The organism is Jannaschia sp. L-14R, assembly GCF_056857695.1.
The window spans coordinates 678,719-702,107 of the sequence record NZ_JBSXNP010000009.1; the positions used below are offsets into that span (position 1 = coordinate 678,719).

Annotated in this window: 24 protein-coding genes; 18 read left to right on the top strand and 6 right to left on the bottom strand. The window is 64.4% G+C overall.

Features of this window, described 5'->3' with window-relative positions:
* Positions 1 to 22 precede the first annotated feature (22 nt).
* Both AC13C2_RS07790 and AC13C2_RS07795 read right to left on the bottom strand, forming a co-directional pair.
* Positions 23 to 160: a hypothetical protein gene (locus AC13C2_RS07790; protein WP_175495925.1), complete on the bottom strand. Its 138-nt coding sequence runs from the start codon at positions 158 to 160 to the stop codon at positions 23 to 25.
* A 118-nt stretch (positions 161 to 278) separates the two neighbouring features.
* Positions 279 to 1,097, bottom strand: a complete 819-nt coding sequence (locus AC13C2_RS07795; RefSeq protein WP_482886433.1) for a protein-disulfide reductase DsbD domain-containing protein — start codon at positions 1,095 to 1,097, stop codon at positions 279 to 281.
* Between the two features lie 137 nt (positions 1,098 to 1,234).
* On the opposite strand from AC13C2_RS07795, the gene AC13C2_RS07800 reads away from it, so the two are divergent.
* Entirely contained in the window at positions 1,235 to 1,807 is a 573-nt protein-coding gene (locus AC13C2_RS07800) for a YqgE/AlgH family protein (RefSeq protein WP_339647035.1), read from the top strand.
* Positions 1,808 to 1,809: 2 nt separating this feature from the next.
* Here the strand turns inward: AC13C2_RS07800 and AC13C2_RS07805 are convergent, their stop codons facing one another.
* Positions 1,810 to 2,781: an L-threonylcarbamoyladenylate synthase gene (locus tag AC13C2_RS07805; RefSeq protein WP_339647038.1), complete on the bottom strand. Its 972-nt coding sequence runs from the start codon at positions 2,779 to 2,781 to the stop codon at positions 1,810 to 1,812.
* Between the two features lie 74 nt (positions 2,782 to 2,855).
* On the opposite strand from AC13C2_RS07805, the gene AC13C2_RS07810 reads away from it, so the two are divergent.
* From AC13C2_RS07810 to AC13C2_RS07835, 6 genes are all read left to right on the top strand, one after another.
* Positions 2,856 to 4,538 carry an acyl-CoA dehydrogenase gene (locus AC13C2_RS07810; RefSeq protein WP_482886434.1) on the top strand — a complete coding sequence of 561 codons (1,683 nt, stop codon included), beginning with the start codon at positions 2,856 to 2,858 and terminating at the stop codon, positions 4,536 to 4,538.
* Positions 4,539 to 4,547: 9 nt separating this feature from the next.
* Complete coding sequence (locus AC13C2_RS07815) at positions 4,548 to 5,600, top strand: MBL fold metallo-hydrolase (RefSeq protein WP_482886435.1); 1,053 nt, start codon at positions 4,548 to 4,550, stop codon at positions 5,598 to 5,600.
* Between the two features lie 46 nt (positions 5,601 to 5,646).
* On the top strand, positions 5,647 to 6,144 hold the full coding sequence (locus AC13C2_RS07820) for a hypothetical protein (RefSeq protein WP_482886436.1): 498 nt from the start codon (positions 5,647 to 5,649) through the stop codon (positions 6,142 to 6,144).
* A 63-nt stretch (positions 6,145 to 6,207) separates the two neighbouring features.
* Positions 6,208 to 6,345, top strand: a complete 138-nt coding sequence (locus tag AC13C2_RS07825; RefSeq protein ID WP_092764849.1) for an aa3-type cytochrome c oxidase subunit IV — start codon at positions 6,208 to 6,210, stop codon at positions 6,343 to 6,345.
* A gap of 5 nt (positions 6,346 to 6,350) precedes the next feature.
* Positions 6,351 to 6,974, top strand: a complete 624-nt coding sequence (locus tag AC13C2_RS07830; protein WP_175495927.1) for a hypothetical protein — start codon at positions 6,351 to 6,353, stop codon at positions 6,972 to 6,974.
* 117 nt (positions 6,975 to 7,091) lie between these two features.
* Positions 7,092 to 8,510: an MFS transporter gene (locus AC13C2_RS07835; RefSeq protein ID WP_482886437.1), complete on the top strand. Its 1,419-nt coding sequence runs from the start codon at positions 7,092 to 7,094 to the stop codon at positions 8,508 to 8,510.
* A 45-nt stretch (positions 8,511 to 8,555) separates the two neighbouring features.
* Here AC13C2_RS07835 and rpsU read toward each other — a convergent pair whose 3' ends face one another.
* On the bottom strand, positions 8,556 to 8,762 hold the full coding sequence (rpsU, locus tag AC13C2_RS07840; protein WP_092764853.1) for a 30S ribosomal protein S21: 207 nt from the start codon (positions 8,760 to 8,762) through the stop codon (positions 8,556 to 8,558).
* Between the two features lie 120 nt (positions 8,763 to 8,882).
* On the opposite strand from rpsU, the gene AC13C2_RS07845 reads away from it, so the two are divergent.
* The 4 genes from AC13C2_RS07845 (at position 8,883) to AC13C2_RS07860 (ending at position 13,247) form a co-directional block, all read left to right on the top strand.
* Entirely contained in the window at positions 8,883 to 9,569 is a 687-nt protein-coding gene (locus AC13C2_RS07845; protein ID WP_482886438.1) for a COQ9 family protein, read from the top strand.
* Between the two features lie 54 nt (positions 9,570 to 9,623).
* Positions 9,624 to 10,319, top strand: a complete 696-nt coding sequence (bluB, locus tag AC13C2_RS07850; protein WP_482886439.1) for a 5,6-dimethylbenzimidazole synthase — start codon at positions 9,624 to 9,626, stop codon at positions 10,317 to 10,319.
* A 686-nt stretch (positions 10,320 to 11,005) separates the two neighbouring features.
* Positions 11,006 to 11,992, top strand: a complete 987-nt coding sequence (locus tag AC13C2_RS07855) for an NAD(P)H-quinone oxidoreductase (RefSeq protein WP_482886440.1) — start codon at positions 11,006 to 11,008, stop codon at positions 11,990 to 11,992.
* Positions 11,993 to 12,104: 112 nt separating this feature from the next.
* Positions 12,105 to 13,247: an alpha-hydroxy acid oxidase gene (locus tag AC13C2_RS07860; protein ID WP_482886441.1), complete on the top strand. Its 1,143-nt coding sequence runs from the start codon at positions 12,105 to 12,107 to the stop codon at positions 13,245 to 13,247.
* Here AC13C2_RS07860 and glpK read toward each other — a convergent pair.
* Positions 13,244 to 14,728 carry a glycerol kinase GlpK gene (glpK, locus tag AC13C2_RS07865; RefSeq protein WP_482886442.1) on the bottom strand — a complete coding sequence of 495 codons (1,485 nt, stop codon included), beginning with the start codon at positions 14,726 to 14,728 and terminating at the stop codon, positions 13,244 to 13,246. The genes AC13C2_RS07860 and glpK overlap by 4 nt on opposite strands.
* Before the next feature lie 336 nt (positions 14,729 to 15,064).
* Between glpK and AC13C2_RS07870 the strand changes: the two genes are divergently transcribed.
* A complete protein-coding gene (locus tag AC13C2_RS07870; protein WP_092764870.1) occupies positions 15,065 to 15,400 on the top strand; it encodes a hypothetical protein in 336 nt (111 codons plus the stop codon).
* Between the two features lie 84 nt (positions 15,401 to 15,484).
* On the opposite strand, the gene AC13C2_RS07875 is transcribed toward AC13C2_RS07870, so the two are convergent.
* Positions 15,485 to 16,186, bottom strand: a complete 702-nt coding sequence (locus AC13C2_RS07875; RefSeq protein ID WP_482886443.1) for an arylesterase — start codon at positions 16,184 to 16,186, stop codon at positions 15,485 to 15,487.
* Here AC13C2_RS07875 and AC13C2_RS07880 point away from each other — a divergent pair.
* From AC13C2_RS07880 to AC13C2_RS07905, 6 genes are all read left to right on the top strand, one after another.
* On the top strand, positions 16,185 to 16,874 hold the full coding sequence (locus tag AC13C2_RS07880) for an ABC transporter ATP-binding protein (RefSeq protein WP_482886444.1): 690 nt from the start codon (positions 16,185 to 16,187) through the stop codon (positions 16,872 to 16,874). The two genes, AC13C2_RS07875 and AC13C2_RS07880, sit on opposite strands and share 2 nt — an antisense overlap.
* A complete protein-coding gene (locus AC13C2_RS07885) occupies positions 16,871 to 19,393 on the top strand; it encodes an ABC transporter permease (RefSeq protein WP_482886445.1) in 2,523 nt (840 codons plus the stop codon). Before AC13C2_RS07880 ends, AC13C2_RS07885 begins: the two co-directional genes overlap by 4 nt.
* Positions 19,394 to 19,615: 222 nt before the next feature.
* On the top strand, positions 19,616 to 20,566 hold the full coding sequence (locus AC13C2_RS07890) for an ABC transporter permease (RefSeq protein WP_092765036.1): 951 nt from the start codon (positions 19,616 to 19,618) through the stop codon (positions 20,564 to 20,566).
* A 22-nt stretch (positions 20,567 to 20,588) separates the two neighbouring features.
* Positions 20,589 to 21,392, top strand: coding sequence for an ABC transporter permease (locus AC13C2_RS07895; RefSeq protein WP_423787154.1), 804 nt, complete (start codon positions 20,589 to 20,591; stop codon positions 21,390 to 21,392).
* Positions 21,389 to 22,930 (top strand): dipeptide ABC transporter ATP-binding protein, encoded by a 1,542-nt coding sequence (locus AC13C2_RS07900; protein ID WP_482886446.1) that lies wholly within the window; start codon positions 21,389 to 21,391, stop codon positions 22,928 to 22,930. Before AC13C2_RS07895 ends, AC13C2_RS07900 begins: the two co-directional genes overlap by 4 nt.
* Positions 22,927 to 23,388: a hypothetical protein gene (locus tag AC13C2_RS07905; RefSeq protein WP_092764882.1), complete on the top strand. Its 462-nt coding sequence runs from the start codon at positions 22,927 to 22,929 to the stop codon at positions 23,386 to 23,388. Before AC13C2_RS07900 ends, AC13C2_RS07905 begins: the two co-directional genes overlap by 4 nt.
* Position 23,389 lies beyond the last annotated feature (1 nt).

Genomic DNA, 23,389 nt, shown 5'->3' on the forward strand with positions numbered 1-23,389 from the left:
GTAAGGTCGTCGCCTGCCTGACCTAGCGCGGGCGGCGCTTATCGGTGCGAACCGGAATCGGAACAGCCTCCGGTTGAGGGACGAGCCCGTCGAGAAGGTCCGAAAGACGGTCAGTCACCGCATCGATCAGTTTTCCGAAGCTACCTTGTTTCACAGCCATCGTAGTCTCCCTTCTCATACATTAGATGGAGCGGTCGCGGCCCCGCTTCAAGTCGGGCCCGGCCGATTTGCGGAAATTCGCCGCCCGTGCCGGTGACATTCCTGCCGGTTGCCATGCCTCAGCCTGTGCAGCCCATCACCTCGACCGCGCCCCGGTCACCGATGACGGTGATCAGGATGTCGCTGCGGTCGACCGACAATTCGCCCTCGCCCATGACCAGCATGTCCGCGACCCCCGTGATCCGGTCGCCCTGTCGTACGGTATCCGCATCCGTGACCCAGATCGTCGGGTCAGGCACCTCGAATACGACTGTCTCGGAGGTGCCCTGATGCGGCACGTCGATCTGGCCGGTCACGGACATTCCGTCCTCGATGGGCCGCAACTGACACCGCGCGGCGGCGCGAAGGCGGCGGGGCCGGTCGGCCAGCGCCGCCTCGATTCTTCTGTCGACGCTGGACGACGGCTCCAGCACGGCGGCGACCGACAGTCGGGCGGGCAGGCAGATGTCCGCGCAGACCCCGACGTCCAGAACGCCATTCAGCCGGATCGGCCCGGCATCACGGGGCGCGATCAGCAACGGCAGGATGAAGTCACGGTCAAAGCCGATCGAAAGACTGCCACCCTGACGGAACACCTGCGGCGTAGGCCACATCGGCGTGACCGAATGCATGTTATCCGACCCGCGCCAGTTCATCTGAGGCGAGATACCCGCCGCACCGGCGGCGCGCCAATACGTCTTCCATCCCGGTTTCAGCGTGATCAAAAGTCCCGCGACATGCACACCGTCGGCGCGCCGCCAGCCGGGCAGAACTTCGAGCTCCATGACCTGCGATACATCGGTGATCTGCGCGGTGGCGGGCCGGGGGATACCCGCTCCGAACGCCAGCAAGGCAGCCGTCAGAAAGGCAAAAGCTAAATGCGGGTAAATTCTGGCCATGCGCCCATCTATGCCCGAAGCGACGCCGGGGGGAAATCACGGCTTTGCCAGTGCGGATCTCCGGGATGCGCGGGATATAATCAATTCGATACTCAGCATCGTTGATTGAAATCGCGAATGGTCGTATCCGTCCCCGCATGCTGATCCAAAATCTGCCCGGATGCCTGACCGGCACCTTGCTGGTTGCCTCTCCCGCCCTCACCGAAGCCGGGTTCCGTCGATCCGTGGTCTTTCTGTTCGCACATTCCCCGGACGGGGCGATGGGGCTGATCGTGAACCGTGCGCTTCGGACGGGTTCGGCCCTTCGTCACCTGCGGGACAGTGGCGTTGCGGATGTGTCAACCGATCCGCGCCCCCTGCACATCGGCGGACCGCTGGATCGGGCGCGATGCCTGCTGCTTCATTCCGATGACTACTACGCCGTCGAAAATACGGTGCGGACGCCTGTCGGTCTGGGTGTGACCGCGTCGGATGATGCCCTGCATGCGGTGGCCAACGGGCGCGGCCCGGAAAATTGGCTTCTGGCGCGGGGTCATGCCGCCTGGGCACCCGGCCAGCTGGAACAGGAACTGAACGAGGGGGCCTGGCTGACGGCCCCGGCCCTGGACTGGACGATCTTCCGGTGTGACGACAACCTGAAATGGCCCGCCGCCCTGCGCGGCCTTGGCATCGCGCCCGAAGGGTTGTCGGCCCAGATGGGCCGCGCCTGAAATTACCGTGGCGATGCGGCGCGGCGCAGCCGGTCGTTGATCGCGCGGCCCAGCCCCGCCTCCGGCACCGGGGCAATGTCGATCCACAACGCCTCTTGCGCACGCGCCAGCCTATCGGCCCGGTGCAGCATATCGAACAGGTTTGCCGCCGCCTCGACAACATCGCCCTCCGCCGACAGGGTCAGGTCGCCCGCGACGGCCCCGAACCCGATCAGCACGGCGTCCGGCGTCGGCTTCGTCACGTCCAGATGAACGGGCCGCGCCGGGGCATAGTGCGACGACAACTGCCCCGGCGCCTGCACCTTGCCCGGCGTGGTATCGCGCGACAGCGGCTGCCCCACCGCCGCCTCGATGGCTTCGGCGGACAGCCCACCCTCGCGCAACAAGGCCAATGGCGCAGTCCTCAGGATCGTCGACTCCAAACCGACCGCGCAGGCCCCGCCATCCAGAACGCCGTCGATCAGATCGCCAAGACCGTCCCGCACATGCTCCGCCCGCGTCGGTGACACACGCCCGGACGGATTGGCCGAGGGCGCGGCCACCGGACGTCCGACCGCCACCAGCAAACGACGCGCAAGCGGTGCGGACGGCACACGGATCGCCACGCTCTCCAGCCCGGCGGTCACTAATGGCGACAGACCATGGCCTTCGCGCAGCGGCAGAACCAGCGACAGCGGACCGGGCCAGAACCGCGCCGCCAGATCGCGGGCAAGATCGTCGAATACCGCCAGACGTTCCGCTGCCGCCAGATCGACCACATGCACGATCAGCGGGTTGAACACGGGCCGCCCCTTGGCCGCAAAGATACGCGCGACCGCCTGCCCGTTGGTGGCGTCGGCACCCAGTCCATAGACCGTCTCGGTCGGAAAGGCCAAAAGCCCCCCGTCCCGCAGGATCTGTGCCGCCAAAGGCACCTGATCCGGTGTCAGGCGACCCTGCTTTTGAGTGTGACGTTGTGTTTTGGTTGATGCCATGCGCGGGCGCACCCTAGGTTGCAGCTAAGTCAGTGCCCTATACTGCCCTTTTTTCCCGAGTGGGAGGTTTCTGAATGCCCTATCGCGCCCCTGTCTCCGAGTTGAAGTTCGTCCTCGACAAGGTAGTCGGTTTCGACCGCGTCGCCGCCACAGACAGGTTTGCCGAGGCGACGCCCGAAACCGTCGACGCGATCCTGACCGAAGCGGGCCGTATGTGCGAAGAGGTCCTGGCCCCCCTGAACCGTGCGGGCGACCTGCATCCCGCGCATCTGGAAAACGGCGTCGTCCGCACGTCGCCCGGTTTTGCCGAAGGCTTCGCCGCGATTGCCGAAGGCGGTTGGCTGGGCATGTCCGCCGACCCGGACTACGGCGGCATGGGCCTGCCCATCGCGCTGACCATGGCGGTGAACGAGATGATGGGATCGGCCTGCCTGTCGTTGCAACTGAACCCGTTGATGACCCAGGGCCAGATCGAGGCTCTGGAGGCCCATGCCTCGCCCGAAATTCAGGCCCTGTATATTCCCAAGCTGATCTCCGGCGAATGGTGCGGCACGATGAACCTGACCGAACCGCAGGCCGGGTCGGATGTCGGCGCGCTGCGCTCCAGGGCGGAACCCAACGGCGATGGCACCTATGCGGTGACGGGCCAGAAAATCTACATCAGCTGGGGAGACAACGATTTTTCCGGTAACATCTGCCACCTCGTTCTGGCGCGGCTGCCCGATGGGGCCGAGGGAACCAAGGGCATCAGCCTGTTCATGGTGCCCAAGCGCATCCCCGATGCTGACGGCAATCCGGGCGTGGCCAACACGCTGAATGTCGTCTCGCTGGAGCATAAGCTTGGCCTGCACGGCAGCCCGACTGCCGTGATGCAATACGACGGCGCAACCGGCTGGCTGGTGGGCGAGCCGCACAAGGGCATGGCCGCGATGTTCACGATGATGAACAATGCCCGCCTGGGTGTCGGCGTCCAGGGTCTGTCGATCGCCGAGGCAGCCATGCAGCACGCCGTCGGTTATGCGCTGGAACGCCGCCAGGGCCGCACGCCTGACGGCCCAGAGGATAATGGCTGCACGATCCTGCAACACGCCGACGTGCGCCGCATGGTTCTTTCGATGAAGGCCGATACGTTTGCGGCGCGCGCGCTGGCGCTGGATTGCGCCGTTGCGCTGGATATGGCCAAGGCGACCGGCGATGCCGACTGGCAAGTCCGTGGCGCATTCCTGACGCCCATCGCCAAATCCTTCGGCACCGATACCGGCATCAAGGTCGCGGGCGACGGCATTCAGGTGCATGGCGGAATGGGCTTCATCGAGGAAACCGGTGCCGCGCAATACCTGCGCGATGTACGCGTTACCGCGATCTACGAAGGCACCAACGGCATTCAGGCGATGGATCTGGTCGGTCGCAAGCTGATGGACGGGGGGGCCGCCGCGTTTGCTGTTCTGGACCGGATCGAGACGACGAAGAACGATGCCCTGCGCGACGCTGTCTCCGACCTGCGCAAGCTGACCGAATGGATGGTCGGGCAGGACATGCAGGACCGCTTCGCCGGATCGGTATCCTATCTGAACGCCTTCGCCCGTGTTCTGGGGGTCCATTATCACCTGAAGGCTGCCGAATCCGACGACGCCCGTGCGCCGCTGGCCCGGTTCGCTGCCGGTCGCATGCTGCCCGAAGCGCTGGCCGAAATGGCCAAGGCCCGCACCGGTGCCGGAGAGCTTTATGCGGTGTCCAACGAGGTGATCGCAGCCTAGAGCGATACCATGAATGATCTGACCCTGCCCGACGGCTATGCCGGACTGAACTTCCCGTGGGACACGCCCCCTTCGGAAGGCGAAGTGATTGAAGTCGCCGATGGCGTCCTCTGGGCACGGCTGCCGCTGCCGATGGCGCTGGATCACGTCAACGTCTTCTTCCTGCGCGAACCCGATGGCTGGGCGATGGTCGACACCGGCTTCGACACCCGACGCACCCGTGCCATCCTGCAAACCCTGCGCGACGGGCCGCTGGGCGGCGATCCGATCACCCGCCTGCTGGTCACGCACCACCATCCCGACCATGTCGGACTGGCCGGATTTCTGCAATCGCAGGGTGCTGAGCTTCTGATGACGCGCACGGCATGGTTGATGGCGCGGATGCTGACACTGGACGATCAACCCCTGCCGACGCCCGAAACGCTGGACTTCTGCCGCAAATGGGGGATGGACACCGATGTTCTGGCCAGGCGTGCAACGGAACGCCCCTTCAATTTCGCCGACATCGTCGCGCCCCTGCCCGTCGGCTATACACGGATCGCAGACGGCGACACGCTGTCCTTCGGCGGCCGGCGCTGGCATGTGGCGCGTGGCGACGGCCATGCGGCGGAACACGCCGTGCTCTATGAAATCGGCGGCGACCTCGTGCTGGGCGGCGATCAGCTTCTGCCCGGCATCTCGCCGAACCTCGGCCTTTATCCGTCCGAGAACAACGCCGATCCGATCGGCGACTGGCTGACGGCCTGCGACCGCCTGACCCCGTTGGCGCGCGACGGCCACCTTGTCCTGCCGGGTCACAAGACGCCGTATCGCGGCCTGCCGACCCGGATGGCTTCGCTCCGGCAGAACCATATTGCCGCGCTGAACCGTCTGCATGCGCATCTGGCAACACCGCGCGTAGGAGGCGAATGCTTCGCTCCCCTGTTCAAGCGCAAGGTCGAAGGCGATATCTATGGCCTCGCCTTTTTCGAGACGATCGCCCATTTGCAACACCTCTACCTGACGGGTCGCGCCACTCGCACCACCCGCGACGACGGGGTCTGGCTCTGGCAGGCTGCCTGATGACGGATGAGTTGCGCCGCCTTGGCCCATTGGCCAAGGTGTGTATATGACTGACCCCAAGACCACGGCCGAAGCCATGGAATCTGACGCCTTGCAGCGCTGCGCCGAGTTGCGAGCCGATGGCATTAACCATGCTGTGCCGGTGCCCGCCAACTTGAAGAACAGTCCGGGCAAAAGCCCGGCAGAATGGGCCTACCAGCGTATCATACTGTATATGAAGGCTTTCGAGGAGGCCCTGAACGACGCGGAGGTCATGGCCATGGGCTTCGCGGGCGGCCCGTCCGGTATTCTGCGGATACAGGGTGTAGGGTTTCATGCCCCCGATCTGGTGACATTTTCGGGTGTGAACGAGGCAGGAGAAATGATGCAGGCGATTCAGCACATCAGTCAACTGAATGTGATGTTGCGCGCCATGCCCCGTCCTGTCGATCAGCCCACGCCCGAAAGGATCGGTTTTCAACTGGCGCGCGCGTTGGAAGAAGCGGAAGAACAGACAGATGAAATAGGGGATGCCGCGCAAGCTGACGCACCCGCGACATCGTGACAGGGGCTACCACATCGGCTAAACGACTGCGCAACAGAACAATCTTGGGACAAGGAAAAACGCATGACCGAGGAACATAAACCCGGAAGCATGGACATTACCGAACAGGAAAAAACCTTCGCAGGCTTCATGACCACGGTAAAATGGACCGTGATCGCGATTATCGCCCTGCTTGTCTTCCTCGCGATCTTCCGGACGTAATCGCTATGATACGTATTTTTGCACTGCTCCTGCTGTTTCCGATCCTGTCCGCTTGCGGCGCTGATAACGTCTACGCTCCGATGACAGAAGTGAACAACCGCGCCTACAAAGCGTCCGGCCCGACCACGCTGACGCTGATGACGGCCATCAACAATCGCAGCGGGGCAGGCGGTCATTCCGCCCTGCTGATTTCCGGCAGTCAGCGGGTGATCTTCGATCCCGCCGGAACCTGGCGTCACCCGAACGCTCCCGAACGGGGTGACGTGCTGTTCGGCATCACGCCGACGATGCTGGATTTCTATATCGATTATCACGCCCGACCGACCTATCGGATGGTCCTGCAAGAGATCGTGATACCGCCAGAAATGGCGGAACGCGCGTTGCAGCTGGTTCAGGCCGTCGGCCCCTCCAACAAGGCCACATGCGGACAGGCGGTGACGGGCGTATTGCAGGAACTGGGCTTCACCCAGATCAAACGGCGCTGGTTTCCCGACCGGATCATGCGCGATTTCGCCACCATTCCGGGGGTGACGGAACGGGTCGTAACCGACGATACAATCGATCCGTATTCGCCTGAGAAAAAGGGCGTGCGCGCGATCACCGACGACGGGATCATCCTCGAGGGATGACGGTTTACCCTGACTGATTGCAAGGACAGGTTCGGCCCCGTAATGCGGGGCCGAATTGCATTGGTGCGAAAGCCCGGGTCCTGACAGATCACACGAAATCTGCCAGTCTTCGACCCGATGACCAACGCCCTTCCCCATCCCTGCACTCCCGTTCCCGTGATCGCTGCTGCCCCGCAGGGCGCGCGTGGCACCCTGATCGCGGCCACCGTCGCCTCCAGTCTGGCCTTCGTTCTGGGCTCCATAGTGAACGTCGCGCTGCCGCAGATGCAGGCCGATTTCGGGACCGGGCCATCGGGGGCGCAGTGGATCGTCAACGCCTACCTTTTGCCACTGGGCGCATTGGTGCTGATGGGCGGTGCGCTGGGCGATCATTTCGGGCGCAAGCGTGTGTTTCAGGCAGGTTTGGTAGTCTTCGCCGCGTCCTGTTTGCTGGCAGCGGTTGCATGGTCTTTCCCGATCCTGCTGTTTGCCCGCGTATTGGAGGGTCTGGGCGCGGCGATGATTGCCCCAACGTCGCTGGCAATTCTGGCCGAGGCGTTTTCCGGCTCCGACCGTGGGCGCGCGGTCGGCACATGGGCCGGTGCCGGGGCGGCAGCGGGTGCAGTGGCGCCGGTTGCCGGCGGATGGATCGTGGACATCGCGGGCTGGCGCTGGGCCTTCATTGCCGTCCTGCCGTTTGCAGCATTGGCCTACGTCATCGCCAGACGCAGCATTCGCGAAAGCGTCGCTGATGTGAATGCACGCGCGCCACTCGACTGGCTGGGCGCGACACTTGTTTCGGGCGGATTGCTGGCCGCTGTCTGGGGACTGATCGCTCTGCCAGACACAGGCACCAGCGGCACGACGATCCCGGCCCTGATCCTGGGCGCGGCGCTGCTGACCGGATTCGTGGTGGTCGAGGGACGCAAGGGCGATGCCGCCATGATCCCCGTGGTCCTGTTTCGCGATGCAGGGTTCTCCGGTCTGACGTTGTTCACGTTCTTTCTCTATGCCGCACTGGGCGGCCTGATGTTTCTGCTGCCCTACACGCTGATCTCCGGTCTGGGCTACGCTGCGTCCGCCGCCGGGCTGGCGATCCTGCCGATGCCGCTGATTATCGGGGCGATGTCGCGGTTTTCAGGCGGCGCGCTGGTCGACCGCTTCGGCACCCGCAATCTGCTGGCAGGCGGCGCGGCCTTGGTGACAGTGGGCTTTCTACTGCTCGCGCAATTGCCTGCGGATGCGACATATCTGCCGGACATCCTGCCCGGATTGCTGTCTTTGTCGGTCGGCATGGCGCTGGCCGTCGCGCCCCTGACATCGGCAGTGCTGTCGTCTGCGGGTGCCGCGCGGTCCGGCACGGCCTCGGGCGTGAACAACGCCGTCAGCCGTATCGGCGGTCTGGTCGCCACCGCGCTTCTGGGTCTGGTGCTGTCGGGCGATCTGCTGGCTGGATTCGCCGTCGCGGCCTGGGCCGGGGCCGCGTTGGCCGGGCTGTCGGTCGCCGTCGCGCTGCGCCTGCCGGACGGGGGAAATGAAAAACCCCCGGACACCTGAACGGCCTCCGGGGGTCAATTCTCAAACTCTGGCAATCAGGGTGACTTACATCATCCCTTCGCGCTGGAGCTTCTTGCGAGCGAGCTTACGGGCACGACGAATGGCCTCGGCCTTCTGGCGTGCTTTCTTCTCGGAGGGCTTCTCGAAATGTTGCTTGAGCTTCATTTCACGAAAGACACCCTCACGCTGCAACTTCTTCTTCAGGGCACGAAGCGCCTGATCGACGTTGTTATCGCGAACGCTGACCTGCATGTGGTTTTCACCACCTTTCTAGGTTTGAGTGGGTCGGATAAATCCGTGCAGGAAGTGGCCATATAGGCGCGGGCCCCTATCTTGTCCAGTGAGTCGCAGCAAACCCAACCGGAGGCCGCCATGCCCAACCTCAAGGACCGCCTGATCGACGCCGCCCTGCCCCACGTCGCCTTCGACGGCTGGTCGGCGGCCACGTTCCGCAATGCCATCCGCGATGCCAAAGTCACGCCCGCACAGGGCCGCGCCGCCTTCCCGCGCGGCTCCGTCGACCTCGCCATGGCCTTCCACCGACGCGGCGACGACCAGATGATCGCCAGACTCCGCGCTCAGGACCTGACCGAAATGCGGTTCCGCGACCGCGTGGCCCACGCCGTCCGCACCCGTCTCGAAATCGCCGAACAACACCGCGAGGCCGTGCGCCGCGGCATGACCCTGTTCGCCCTGCCGATCCACTCCGCCGACGGATTGCGCGCGGTCTGGGGCACGGCGGACGCCATCTGGGACGTTCTGGGCGACAAGAGCACCGACGTGAACTGGTACACCAAACGCGCGACCCTCTCGGGCGTCTATTCCGCCACCGTCCTCTATTGGCTGGGCGACCAATCCGACGGCTACCGCGAGACATGGGGGTTCCTGGACCGCCGCATCGACGACGTGATGCAAATCGAAAAAGCCAAGGGACAGGTCCGCAAATCGCCCCTGCTCTCGCGCCTGATGGCCGGGCCGAACCTGATTCTCGACCGCATCAAGGCCCCGGCCCGTCCCCCGCGCGGCGACATGCCGGGCATGTGGCGCGACCCGTCCTGACGCCTCCGCCCGACACACATTGCCCCTTTGCGGCAGACCCCCTAACCCTGCACCATGTCGGACACATCAAACCCCACAAGCCCCGCCGGACCCTTTTCGCAGGCCGAACGCGACGCCGTCTATCGCGCCATCGAAACCCGCCGCGATGTCCGCAGCCAGTTTCTGCCCGACCCCATCGACCCCGACACCCTGAACCGACTGCTCCGCGCCGCCCACCACGCCCCCTCGGTCGGCCTGATGCAGCCGTGGAACTTCCTCCTCGTCCGCGACCCGGCGATCAAATCGCAAGTCGCCGCCGCCTTCACCCGCGCCAATACCGAGGCCGCCGCGCTGTTCCCCGAAAACCGGCGCGCCCTCTATTCCTCCCTCAAACTGGCCGGCATCGAACAGGCCCCTCTCAACCTGCTGATCACCTGCGACCGCACCCGCGGCGGCAAGGTCGGACTGGGCCGCACCCACGCCCCCGACATGGACCTGTACTCGACCGTCTGCGCCGTCCAGAACCTCTGGCTCGCCGCCCGCGCCGAGGGCATCGGTGTCGGCTGGGTCAGCATCGTCCGCGACACCGACCTGCGCACGATCTTCGCCCTGCCCGACCACATCGTTCCGGTCGCCTACCTCTGCCTCGGCTATGTCGCGGAGTTATACGACGAACCGGAGTTGCAGGCGAAAGGCTGGGCAAACCGCCTGCCGCTGGAGGACGTGGTGTTCGTGGATCGGTGGGGGGCGACGGGTGACGTGAATGCTTGAAGGTCGGCTTCGAGTCCATGGCGTTGGATGCTGCGGACGGCGCTAATGACTGCTGTTGGAGCTACATTAAAAAAAGTGCTTGAGTCTGCTCAGGTTTACAGCTTTCGTTCCCAGAATTGCCCTGATTGAGTTTTGCCGATGAAGTGCCTGCCTTTTCTTGCCCTAGCCACAGTTGTCTCGTTACCGGGGTTGGTGGCCGCGCAAACCACGTGTGGAGTTTGTTTTGATGATCCAGAGAAAGTGACAAGTGCTTATCGACTGGAAAATGAGATGACAGAAGTCGGAATTGATCGTGTGAGACGACTTTTGGCTGTCAGACAACTCTGTGCGCGCAACTCTGGGCTGGACTGCGGCGTTTTGTCAAAAGAAGAGGCCGCCGCCGTAGCAGCCGAGTGGCGAATTTCACGCAGTGAATATTGGGATGTACTTCAGAAGATATTTCTAGCCTTCATAGCTTCGGCAGGCCTAATTCTTGGTGTACTTAATCGGTATTTTCCAAATCTCGGTAGAGACGTGTAGACTAATCGCTCCGGAGTTAGACACATAAAACACCGCACACATTGAAGCAGACGTTGATGAACGAAAGGCCAACGCCCGCTCCGTCCCGCATAGCTGCCATATATCCCCCTACCCAACCCCCACCCCATCCTGCTACCCCTGCCGCAACCCGAGCAGGAGCCACGCCGATGACCCTCCCCACCACCATGCGCGCCGTCGAGATCACCGCTCCCGGTGGCCCCGACGTCCTCCAACTCACCACCCGCCCGGTGCCGACCCCCGGTCCCGGCGACATCCTGATCGCCGTCGATCATGCGGGCGTGAATCGGCCCGATGCCCTGCAACGCGCCGGGGCCTATGACCCGCCGAAAGGTGCCAGCGACCTGCCCGGTCTGGAATGTTCCGGCACCGTCGTTGCCACCGGTCCGAACGTCAGCCGCTGGCACGCGGGCGACAAGGTCTGCGCCCTGTTGCCCGGAGGCGGATACGCCGAATATGTCACCACCCCCGCAGACCACGCGCTGCGCATCCCCGAGGGGATGAGCATGGCGCAGGCCGCCGCCCTGCCCGAGACCTATTTCACCGTCTGGACCAATGTCTTCGACCGGGGCGGCCTGCACGGCGGCGAGCGCTTCCTCGTCCACGGCGGCACGTCGGGCATCGGCACGACCGCGATCCAGCTGGCCCGCAGCTTCGGCGCGCGGGTCTTCTCCACCGCCGGAAGCGATGAAAAGGTCGCCGTCTGCGCCGACCTCGGGGCCGAGGCCATCAACTACAAGGACGTCGATTTCGTCGATGTCCTGCGCGAGGCGGGCGGCGCGAACCTGATCCTCGACATGGTCGGCGGCGATTACATCAACCGCAACATCAGGGCGCTGGCCGATGACGGACGGCTGGTGCAGATCGCCTTCCTGACCGGCCCCAGGGCCGAGGTAAACTTCGCCCAGATCATGGTCCGCCGCCTGACCGTCACCGGCTCCACCCTGCGCCCGCAATCCAGCCTGGCCAAGGCCCGCATCGCCGACAGTCTGCGCGACAAGGTCTGGCCCCTGCTGGATGCCGGAAGCGTCGCGCCGGTGATGGACCAGACCTTCGATCTGGCGGACGCCGCCAAGGCCCACGCAAGGATGGAAGCCGGCGATCATATCGGCAAGATCACCCTCAAGGTGCGCTGAACGTCCCCCGGAACGTCCGACGTGGATCACCCGCGGATCACCCACCGTTTCGACAGCCCATTTCGCATCCGCCCACTGGCATCGCCGCCCGCTCCGTGGCAGGAACACAGGCATGGATCTAGACGTCACCCACCCCGCCCTCTCCGACCTGCGAACCCGCGCCAGACGCCGCATGCCGCATTTCGCCTTCGAGTACCTCGACAGCGGCACAGGCCGTGAAATGGGCCTGCGCCAGAACCGACAAGCCTTTGATAAGGTGAAATTCCGGCCTGCCATCCTGCAAGGCGAAATTGCTCCGGACCTGCAGTGCACCACGCTGGGTCATAGCCACTCCGCCCCCTTCGGCATCGCGCCCGTCGGGTTGGCCGGAGTCCTTTGGCCCGACGCCGAACGCCACATGGCCGAAGCCGCCTGCCGCCTCCGCATCCCTTACGGCCAGAGCACCGTCGCCGCAGCTTCCCCCGAAGACACAGGCCCCATCATAGGCGACCTCGGATGGTTCCAGCACTACCCCGTCAACGACCCCGAAATTCGCCGCGACATGCTGGCCCGCATCAAGGCGTCCGGCTGGCGCGTGTTGACCGTCACCGTCGACGTTCCGGGCGAAAGCCGTCGCGAACGCCAACGCCGTGCTCATGTATCGATGCCGCCGGTAATGACGCCCCGGATCGTCGCATCAATCATGGCATGCCCTGCATGGGCCTTGGGAATGGCGCGCAAGGGCAAGCCTGAAATGGTCTTCCCCGGCAGTTACACCAAAGGCGAAAAGGGGGCCGACAGTTTCACCCACGCGGGCCGACTCATCCGCGCCTTCCCCGACTGGTCGTATATCGAGGCAATCCGCGCCGAATGGAATGGGCCGCTGGTCGTCAAGGGTGTGCAGGACCCGGAGGATGCGGCGCGCCTGATCGACATGGGGGTCGACGCGATCTGGGTGTCGAACCACTCGGGCCGCCAGTTCGAAGGTGGCCCCGCCGCACTGGATGCCTTGCCTCCGGTGGTTGAGCGGGTCGCAGGACGGGTGCCGGTTTATTATTGTTCAGGTGTTGAAAACGGACTGGATATCCTCCGCGCGATCGCCTTGGGCGCAGATTTCGTGTTTCTGGGCAAGGCCTGGTATTTTGCGCTCGCCGCTTTCGGGCCCCGTGGCATCGACCATCTGCACCATATCCTGACGGCAGACATGGTGGCGAACATGACGCAGATCGGAGCGCGGTCGCTCGCCGATCTGAAGGGTCGGCTGGTGACAGGCTAACGCGTCAAGGTGCGGGCGACGGCATCCTGCCAGCCCGCATATTTTTCGGCGCGGTCGGCTTCGTCCATCTTCGCCTCGAACCGTTCGTCCAGCGCCCAGGTCTCGGCGAAGCCAGCCTGATCCGGATAGACGCCCGCGCGCATCCCAGCCAGCCATGCAGCCCCCAGCGCAGTCGTTTCCAATACTTTCGGACGGTCGACCGGCGCGCCCAGGATGTCGGACAGGAATTGCATCGACCAGTCCGACGCGCTCATCCCGCCATCGACCCGCAATACGGTATCACCCAGGTCGCCGCCGACGGTGGCGTAATCCGCTTTCATCGCCTCCAGCAGATCGCGGGTCTGATACCCCACGGACTCGAGCGCGGCACGGGCGAATTCCGCAGGACCGGACCCGCGCGTCAGGCCGAAGATCGCGCCGCGGGCGTCCGGGTCCCAATGCGGGGCGCCAAGACCGGTGAAGGCAGGCACAAGATACAACCGCTGTTGCGGATCGGCCTTGTCGGCAAGCGGTTGTGTGTCTGATGCCTGCCCGATGATGCCCAATCCGTCGCGCAGCCATTGTACGACCGCGCCCGCCACGAAGATCGAACCTTCCAGGGCATAATTCGGCTTGCCATCCAGTTGATAGGCAATCGTTCCCAGCAGGCGGTTGGTCGAGGTCACCGCAGTTTGACCCGTGTTCAGAAGGGCAAAACAGCCCGTGCCATAAGTTGATTTCAGCATTCCCTTGTCGAAACAGGCCTGCCCGACAGTCGCCGCCTGCTGATCGCCCGCGACACCCAGAACCGGGATCGTGGGACCCAGCAGATCGGTTGTGCCGAAGTCGGCGGCGCAATCCTTGACCTCGGGCAGCATGTCCATGGGAATATCCAGAAGTTTGCAGATTTCGGCGTCCCAGCGACCTTCGTGGATATTGTAGAGCATGGTGCGCGCCGCGTTGGTCGCGTCGGTAACATGCGCACGGCCCTCGGTCAGCTTCCAGATCAGATAACTGTCGACGGTACCGAACAGCAGTTTGCCTGCCGCGGCCTTCGCGCGTGCGCCCTCCACATTCTCCAGGATCCAACGCAACTTCGTACCCGAGAAGTACGGGTCCATCAGCAGGCCGGTGCGCGCCGTCACCATCGGCTCGTGGTCTTTCATGTCACGGCAAAAGGCGGCAGTGCGGCGATCCTGCCAGACGATGGCGCGATAGACCGCCTCGCCGGTATCGCGATCCCAGACAACGGTCGTCTCGCGTTGGTTGGTGATCCCGATGGCCGCGATGCTGTCCGCATCGATATCGGCTTTGGCCACGACATCGCGACAGGTCTCGACCACCGTTCGCCATAGATCGGAGACGTCGTGCTCGACCCATCCGCTGTCTGGGAAATGTTGTGGGAATTCCTGTTGAGCGGTCGCGGTAATTTTCATCTGTGCATCGAAAAGTATGGCCCGACTCGATGTTGTGCCTTGGTCGATGGCAAGAATGTGGGTCATGTCGCGGCCTCCCTCTTTGCCAGTTGTTTGGCCGAGGTGGCGACGCGGAGCAAGGCAATCACCGCAGGTGGCACCTCCCGCCCTGTCAGATCGTTACCAAAATCCGGAAATTCTCACAGACCGGAGAGCCAGAAACCCCGTTTCGTGAACCCGGTGCGCAAAGACAATATGATTGTGCACATATGCACCATTACCAGCAAATTATCACGCTTCTGTTCATTGAAAATGAGCATGGCACCCCGCATTTTACCCTCACCAGCAGGGCAATATCGCCCTTCATCACCACCAGGGCCCGCCGCAATTCACAGGGTCCGCACCATGAATAGGACATTCGTCATGAAAACCGTTTTCGCCTCCGCCCTGATCGCCGTCGCTGCGCTTGCTGTTCCGGCGACCGCAGAAGTTGCTTCCGGCTCAGCCGCCGCCGTCGCGCATTTCAATCAGGATTACGACAGCCAGGACAATCGCCGCACCCTGCGCAATGTCGACAACTCCACGTTTGTCTCGACCCGTTCGGGCAACCTCGATGTGGTCTATGGTAAGTTCAACGCCGACTATGACGGTCAGGATAACGTTCGCGGCCAGAACGGCGTGACCGTGATTTCGAACCAGCCGTCATACGGTGCCGGTATCTTCGCCGATATCCAACGCGCCAACGCGGAAGACGAATAATCCAGAGACCGGGCGTGTCTCTCCTCCCAGGTCGCCCGGTCTGGATTGAACCGCCCCCGTCAGAAATTACTGACGGGGGCGTTTTCAATTCTGCGCTGTCGCCTGCGCCGCAAGTTCCACGACGCGCGGTCCGAATGCCGCAACGATCAGGCCCACGCCTTCACGATTCGGATGAATCCCGTCGGCCTGCAGATACCGTTTCCGCGCCGTCGCAAGATCGACTTCGGCAACGAGGGGCGACAGGAAGCTCCGCTCCAGCAAAACGCCGTATTTCCTGGCCAGGTCAGGATACATCGCATTGAAATCAGATTGATAATCCGGGCCGTAATTTCCCGGTGCCTCCAATCCGATCAGCAGTACTGGCAGATTGGCGTCACCGGCAATTCGGCTCAGGATGGCGTCAAGATTTTTGCGAGAAGACGCGACCGGCAATCCGCGCAACAGATCGTTGCCGCCCAGCGCCACGATCATCGCGTCCGTCTCGTCCGACAGTGACCAGTCCAGCCGCGCCAGGCCGCCCGCCGTGGTATCGCCCGATACGCCTGCGTTCACGATTTCGACATCCGCGCCCGCGTCATCCAGCCACGCTTGTAGTTGCGGCACGAAACCCTGACCGTCCGGAAGGCCGTATCCAGCGGTCAGACTGTCGCCCAGAGCCACCACCTGAACCGGCTGGGCCATCGCGGATGTGCCTAAAATCAAGGCAGCGAATGAAAACTGAACCGACTTGTTCATCCGGGTGAATACCCCATATGCCAAGGCACCCAACCGAAGGAGTTTCCCCATGGTCCTGTCACTGCGCGACGTCTCGCTGTCGCTGCAAGGTAACGCCGGTATGGTGGATATCCTGCACAGCATCTCGCTTGAGGTCGCACGCGGTGACACGCTGGGGCTGGTGGGTCCGTCGGGGTCGGGCAAATCGTCTCTCCTGATGCTGATGGGCGGGCTGGAAAAGGCCACCGGCGGCGAGGTCATGGCACTTGGCAATGACCTGACCGCGATGGACGAAGACCAGCTGGCCCGCTTTCGCCGGTCACATATGGGGGTGGTTTTCCAATCCTTCCACCTGATCCCGACGATGACGGCGCTGGAAAACGTCGCCACGCCGCTGGAACTGGCCGGGGTGGTGGATGCGTTCGACCGTGCGCAGGCCGAATTGCAGGCCGTGGGCCTAGGCCATCGCACCGATCACTATCCCGCGCAATTGTCGGGTGGCGAGCAACAGCGCGTCGCACTGGCCCGTGCCGCCGCACCACGTCCCGATATTCTGTTGGCAGACGAACCGACGGGCAATCTGGATCAGGCGACGGGAGAGGCGATCATGGATCTGCTGTTCGGCCTGCGCGACCGGTATGGTGCCACGCTGGTTCTGGTGACGCATTCGACGGAACTGGCAGCGCGGTGCGACCGCACGATCCGGCTGGTCGATGGACGTCTTGATACAGAAACCGTGAACGCAAAGGCCGCAGAATGAACTGGCTGCGACAGGCCGCGACTATTGCACGGCGGGAATTGCGCGGCGGGCTATCGGGGTTTCGCGTCTTTCTGGCCTGCCTGGCGCTTGGCGTCGCGGCCATTGCCGCCGTCGGGTCTGTCCGGGTGTCAATTACCGACGGGCTGGCGCGCGAAGGCAGCGTCATCCTGGGTGGCGATGCAGAGTTGCAGTTCCACTATCGCCGCGCCAGCGACGAAGAACGTGCCGTTCTGGAGGGTCTGGGATCGGTGTCCGAAATCCTCGATTTCCGATCGATGGCCGCGACGGGCGACGGGCCCGATGCCGACCGCGCACTGACGCAGGTCAAGGCGGTGGATGACCTGTATCCGCTGGTCGGTCGGGTTGAGTTGTCCCCCGACATACCTTTGTCCGATGCGTTGGCCGACAACGGCATTGTGGCCCATCCGGTGCTGATGGATCGGTTGGGCATGGCTATCGGCGACGCGCTTTACCTTGGCACCAAGCGTTTCACCCTGCGCGCCGCGCTGACCCGCGAACCGGATGCTGGCGGTGCGGGCTTTGGCCTCGGGCCGCGCACCCTCGTGTCGCTGGCGGCATTAGACGGGTCCGGTCTGGTCTCCGAAGGCAGCCTGTTCGAAGCGCAATATCGCATCGACATGGGCGACGTGTCGGACGAGGTGCTGGATACGACCGAAGTTCAGGTTGGAACCGCTTTCGCCGATGCAGGCGCGCGCTGGCGCGACAGGCGCAATGCCGCGCCGCAGGTGGAACGCTTCGTCGACCGCATCGGCAGCTTTCTGGTGCTGGTCGGGCTGGCCGGGCTGGCCGTCGGCGGCGTCGGTGTATCGGCGGCTGTCCGCAGCTACCTGGAGCGCAAGACCGGCGTGATCGCAACGCTCAAGACGCTGGGTGCCGAAGGGCGCGTGATCTTTGCGGCCTACATGATGCAGATCGGCGTACTGGCCGTGCTCGGCATCGCCATCGGTCTGGCACTTGGCGCCGCGATTCCCCTGGCCATCGGCCCGCTGATCAAGGCGCAGCTGCCGGTCCCGGTGGCCCTGGGCGTGCATCTTGGTCCGTTGCTGGAAGCGGCTCTCTATGGTGCGCTGACGGCTCTGGTCTTCACGCTCTGGCCGCTGGCCCGAACCGAACAGGTGCGCGCCGCGTCGCTGTTCCGCGATGTGTCCGGCGCGGTCCGCATCTGGCCGCGCAAACGGTATATCGCCGCTTTGACGCTGGCCGTAGTGGTGTTGATCGCGTCGTCGGCCATCCTGTCGGGCATTCCGACGCTGGCGCTTTATTCCGCGGGCGGAATTATCGTCGCATTGGCCCTGCTGATCGGCGCGGCCTGGGGGGTTCGGCGGCTGTCGCGGGCCCTGGCCGGAACGCGCGCGGTGCGCGGGCATCCGGCGCTGCGCCTCGCACTCGGCTCCGTCGGCGGACCGGGGGGCGAGGCGACGGCAGTCGTTCTCTCGCTGGGCCTTGGCCTGACGGTTCTGGCCGCAGTCGGTCAGATCGACGCCAATATGCGCGCCGCCATCGACCGCGACCTGCCGGAAATCGCGCCGAGTTATTTCTTCGTGGACATCCAGCCGGACCAACTGCCCGTCTTTCTGGATCGGGTCGAGAACGATCCTGCCGTCAGCCGCGTCGATACCGCGCCGATGCTGGGCGGCGTTGTGCGGTCGATCGCCGGGAAACCTGCGTCCGAAATCGACCATTGGGTCACGCGTGGCGACCGTCGTATCAGTTTTGCGGACACCCCCGGTGAGGGCACCCGCGTTGTCGAGGGAGAGTTCTGGCCCGAGGGTTACACCGGTCCTCCGCAGATCAGCTTCGCCCGCGAAGAAGCGCAGGAGTTGGGCATCAAGCTGGGTGACGAGATCGTCATGAACGTGCTGGGCCGCGACATTACCGGCACTGTCACCAACTTCCGCGAGGTCGATTTCTCCTCGGGCGGGATTGGCTTTGTCATTATCTTCAATACGGCTGCCTTGCAGGGCGCGCCGCATACCTGGCTGTCGACCGTCTATGCCGAGGAAAGCGCCGAGGCGGCGATCCTGCGCGACGTGGCGGGCGACGCGCCCAATATCACGGCCATCCGCGTGCGTGACGCCATCGCCCTGGTGACCGAAGTCCTGGGTGCGCTGGCCGCGGCGACAAGCTGGGGCGCGGGGGCGACCCTGCTGACCGGATTCGTCGTCCTGATCGGTGCGGCGGCGGCGGGCGAGCGCAGCCGCACCTTCGAGGCCTCGGTCCTCAAAACGCTGGGCGCGACCCGCGCGACGATCCTGACCAGTTTCGCCATCCGGTCCGCTTTGCTGGGGGCAGCGGCGGGGACCGTCGCGATTATCGGCGGTGCGCTGGCCGGCTGGGGCATCCTGACTTTCGTGATGGAAGCGCCATTTGCCTTCGAATGGCGCTCGGCCCTGGCTATCGTGCTGGGCGGGTCCTTGGCCACGCTGCTGGCGGGGCTGGCGTTTGCCTGGCGGCCCTTGGCGGCGCGGCCGGCCGGCGTGCTTCGGGCGCAGGACTGACCGACGCACAATTATCGTGCAAATGCGCGATGGCCGATCTCGGTTGACGGGCACCCAAATTGCGGCGCCTCTCTGATCTGGACGGGGTGCGACGATATGGCATGGCCGCCGAGCAAATCGGAGTCGACGCGGTCAAGGCTTCGGCCTTCCGCTGGATTATGACACTGCCTAACCACCATGACGCTCTTTCCAGCGCCTGCCCGCACGTCTAGCGTCGCGGCGATGATGCACATGATCCTGCTCCGGCTGCTGTCCATGACCCTCTCGCTTCTGGTGGCGAGCGTGGTGATCTTCGTCATGCTGCAGGCCGTGCCGGGTGACCCCGCGGCCTTCATGCTGGGTCTGAATGCCCAGCCGGATACGGTTGCAGCCCTGCGCACGGAACTGGGGTTGGAAGGCGGGCTGATCCAGCGCTACGTCGCTTGGGTCGGCGGCATGGTGACCGGCGATTTCGGCACGTCCTATACATATCGCGTCCCGGTCGCCGGACTTGTGGCAGATCGGATCGTCGTGTCGGGACCGCTGGCGGCCTATGCCTTGATCTTGACCCTGATTATCGCAATTCCTGCGGGCGTGCTGGCCGCCGCACGCCGGAACCGGGTCTCCGACTGGGGCATCATGGGGTTCACCCAACTGGGCATCGCGGTTCCGAACTTCTGGTTCGCCATGCTGTTGGTGGCTTTTTTCGCGGTCTACCTGGGATGGTTCTCGGCAGGTGGCTTTCCAGGCTGGTCGACACCTGTGCAGGCGATCAAAGCGCTGACCCTGCCCGCCATCGCGCTGGCCCTGCCGCAAGCGTCGATCCTGGCCCGCGTATTGCGCGGCGCACTGATTGACACGCTGGATCAGGACTATATCCGTACCGCCCGCGCCAAGGGCCTGTCGCGGCGGGCCACTGTTATCCGCCATGCCCTGCGCAACGCCGCGATTCCGGTGCTGACGATCCTCGGCCTGCAATTCAGCTTCCTGCTGGCAGGCGCGATTATCATCGAGAATGTGTTCTTCCTGCCCGGTCTCGGGCGGCTGATCTTCCAGGGCATCACACAACGCGATCTCATCGTCGTGCAATCGGTGACAATGCTGCTGGTCTTCGCCGTCATCGCCGTCACATTCGCGGTCGAGATCGCATACACTCTTGCCGATCCGCGTCTGCGCCGCCGGTCCGCAACATGACGGCTACCGCATGAGACCGGCGATGGCACTGGGCGCGGCCCTGACCGCGATATTCACGCTGGCCGCTATGATCAGCGTTGTCTGGGTGCCCTACGACACCTCCGTTCTGACGATTGCGAACCGCACCCTGCCCCCGTCGCTAGCACACCCGCTCGGCACCGATCATTTCGGGCGGGACTTGCTCTCGATGCTGATGGCAGGCGCGCGCACCTCGATCGCCGTGGCGCTGGTCGCGGTCGGCATCGGCATTGGCGCGGGCGTGCCGCTGGGTCTTGCGGCAGCGGCCCGGCACGGTGGCTGGCTGGACGAAATCATCATGCGCGGCAACGACCTGATCTTCGCCTTTCCCTCGCTGGTCATCGCCATCCTGATCACCGCTGTCTTCGGCCCCTCTGCCTTCAATGCAATCCTGGCCATCGGCATCTTCAACATCCCGGTTTTCGCCCGTGTGGCGCGGGGCGGGGCGCTGCCGCTCTGGACACTGGATTATATCATGGCCGCGCGTGTCGCGGGCAAAGGTTGCGGTCTCATCAGCGTGCAGCACATCCTGCCCAACATCGCCAGCCTTCTGATCGTGCAGGCGACGATCCAGTTCTCTCTCGGCATCCTCGCCGAAGCGGCCTTGTCCTACATCGGCCTTGGCGCGCAACCACCGACGCCGTCCTGGGGCCGGATGCTGGCCGACGCCCAGACACTGATCTATTCGGAACCGCAACTGGCGATCCTGCCCGGCCTTGCCATTGTCGGCATGGTTCTGGGGCTGAACCTGCTGGGCGACGGGTTACGCGATGCGCTGGATCCGCGTCTGCGGCGGGTGCGCGGATGATCGAGCTTGCCGACCTGTCGCTGTCGATCCACGGCACGCCGATCCTGCGCGACGTGGACCTGACGGTCGCGTCGGGAGAGATCACTGGGCTGGTGGGCGAGAGCGGCTCCGGCAAGTCGATGACCGCGCTCGCCATGATCGGACTGCTGCCGTCCGGGGCGACGACGACCGGGGCCATCACCCTGGACGGGCGCGACCTCACGCATCTGCGCGAACGCGACTGGCTGGGTATTCGCGGCACCGACATCGGCATGATCTTTCAGGAACCCATGACCGCATTGAACCCCGTTCAGACCATCGGCGCGCAGGTGTGCGAGACGCTGCGCCTGCGTGGCACCCCCCGGCCCGAGGCCCTGCGCATCGCTCGTGACCGGCTTGACCGGGTGGGTCTCGCCTCCATTCCCCTCGACCGCTATCCGCACGAATTGTCTGGCGGGCAGCGTCAGCGGGTTTGCATCGCGCTGGCCATCGCGCATCGACCCCGTCTGCTGATCGCGGATGAGCCGACAACCGCGCTCGACGTGACGACGCAGGTCGATATCCTTGATCTTCTTCGCGGCCTGGTCCGCGACGGTTCGGATGATGGGATGGCGCTTCTGCTCATCACCCACGATCTGGGCGTCGTCGCCGGACTGGCTGATCACGTCGCGGTCATGCGCCACGGCGAAATCGTCGAACGGGGCCGGACGGAAACCCTGTTCCGCACCCATGCACATGCCTATACCCGCGACCTGCTCTCCGCCTCGCATCCCCTGCCCCGCGCGGCCCGCACCATTGTTCCGTCGCCGGTCCTGCAAGCCACAGACATCACCCGAAGCTATGGCGGCTTTCGCGCCGTCGCCGACGTCAATCTGACGCTGAACCGGGGTGAGTGTCTGGGTTTGGTGGGCGAGTCGGGCTGCGGCAAGTCCACTCTCGCCCGCGCGCTTCTGGGGTTGGAGCCGGTGCAAGGTGGCCGGATCGACCTGCTGGGCAAACCTGGCGGCACCGCGATGACGCGGGCGGATCGCGCGAAGATCAGCGTCGTATTCCAGGACCCCTACGGCAGCTTCAACCCACGCTGGACCGTCCGCAAACTGGTGCAGGAGCCCTTTCACCTTACCGGTTGCCCCAGAGACGCGGAGGCGCGGGCCACCGACGCGCTGAACCAGGTCGGGCTGACGGTCGGAGATCTGGACAAATATCCCCACGAATTCTCCGGCGGCCAAAGGCAGCGTATCGCCATAGCGCGCGCCCTGATCACCGAACCCGAGGTTCTTGTGCTGGACGAGGCGGTTAGCGCGCTTGATGTCCGCGTCCGGGCGCAGGTTCTGGCCTTGCTCGAGAATTTGCAGGAAAGGCTGGGGCTGGCCTATCTGTTCATCACGCATGATCTGACGGTTGTGCGCGCGATTGCCGACCGTATTCTGATCATGCGCGCCGGCCGGATCGTCGAACAGGGGCAGACAGCACAGGTTTTCGACGCTCCGCAACACGATTACACCCGCACATTGATCGCCGCCGCGCCGGTGATCCCGGCAGATTGGCTGGCCGCATGACACTGCTTCGCGTTTCCATCGCCGCCCGCGCCCCTGCCGCAATGGCACAGACGCTGGCCCGCATCCTGGGCGGCGAAGCCCTGCCGTTTCCGCCCTGTCCCGGTGCATGGATCGCCTTCGCCAGGGACGACGGAGGCACCGCGGTCGAGGTCTACCCTGCCGGAACGCGCGTGACGAAAGGCCCGGACGCCGTGGCATTTCAAGGCGGCCCACCACGTCGCGCCGCCAGCGCGACGCATCTGACCGTTGCTTCGCCCCTTGCCGCCACCGAGATCGAGACCCTTGCAGACACCGCCGGATGGACCGCGCGGCCTTGCGAACGTGGCCCATTCACCTGCATCGAAGTCTGGACCGGCGAGGGCCTGCTGATCGAGGTGCTGGACGCCGCCATGCTGTCCGACTACCGCGATGGAATGGCGGCGGCGAATTGGCGCGCGATGTACGGCACGGAGGAATGAC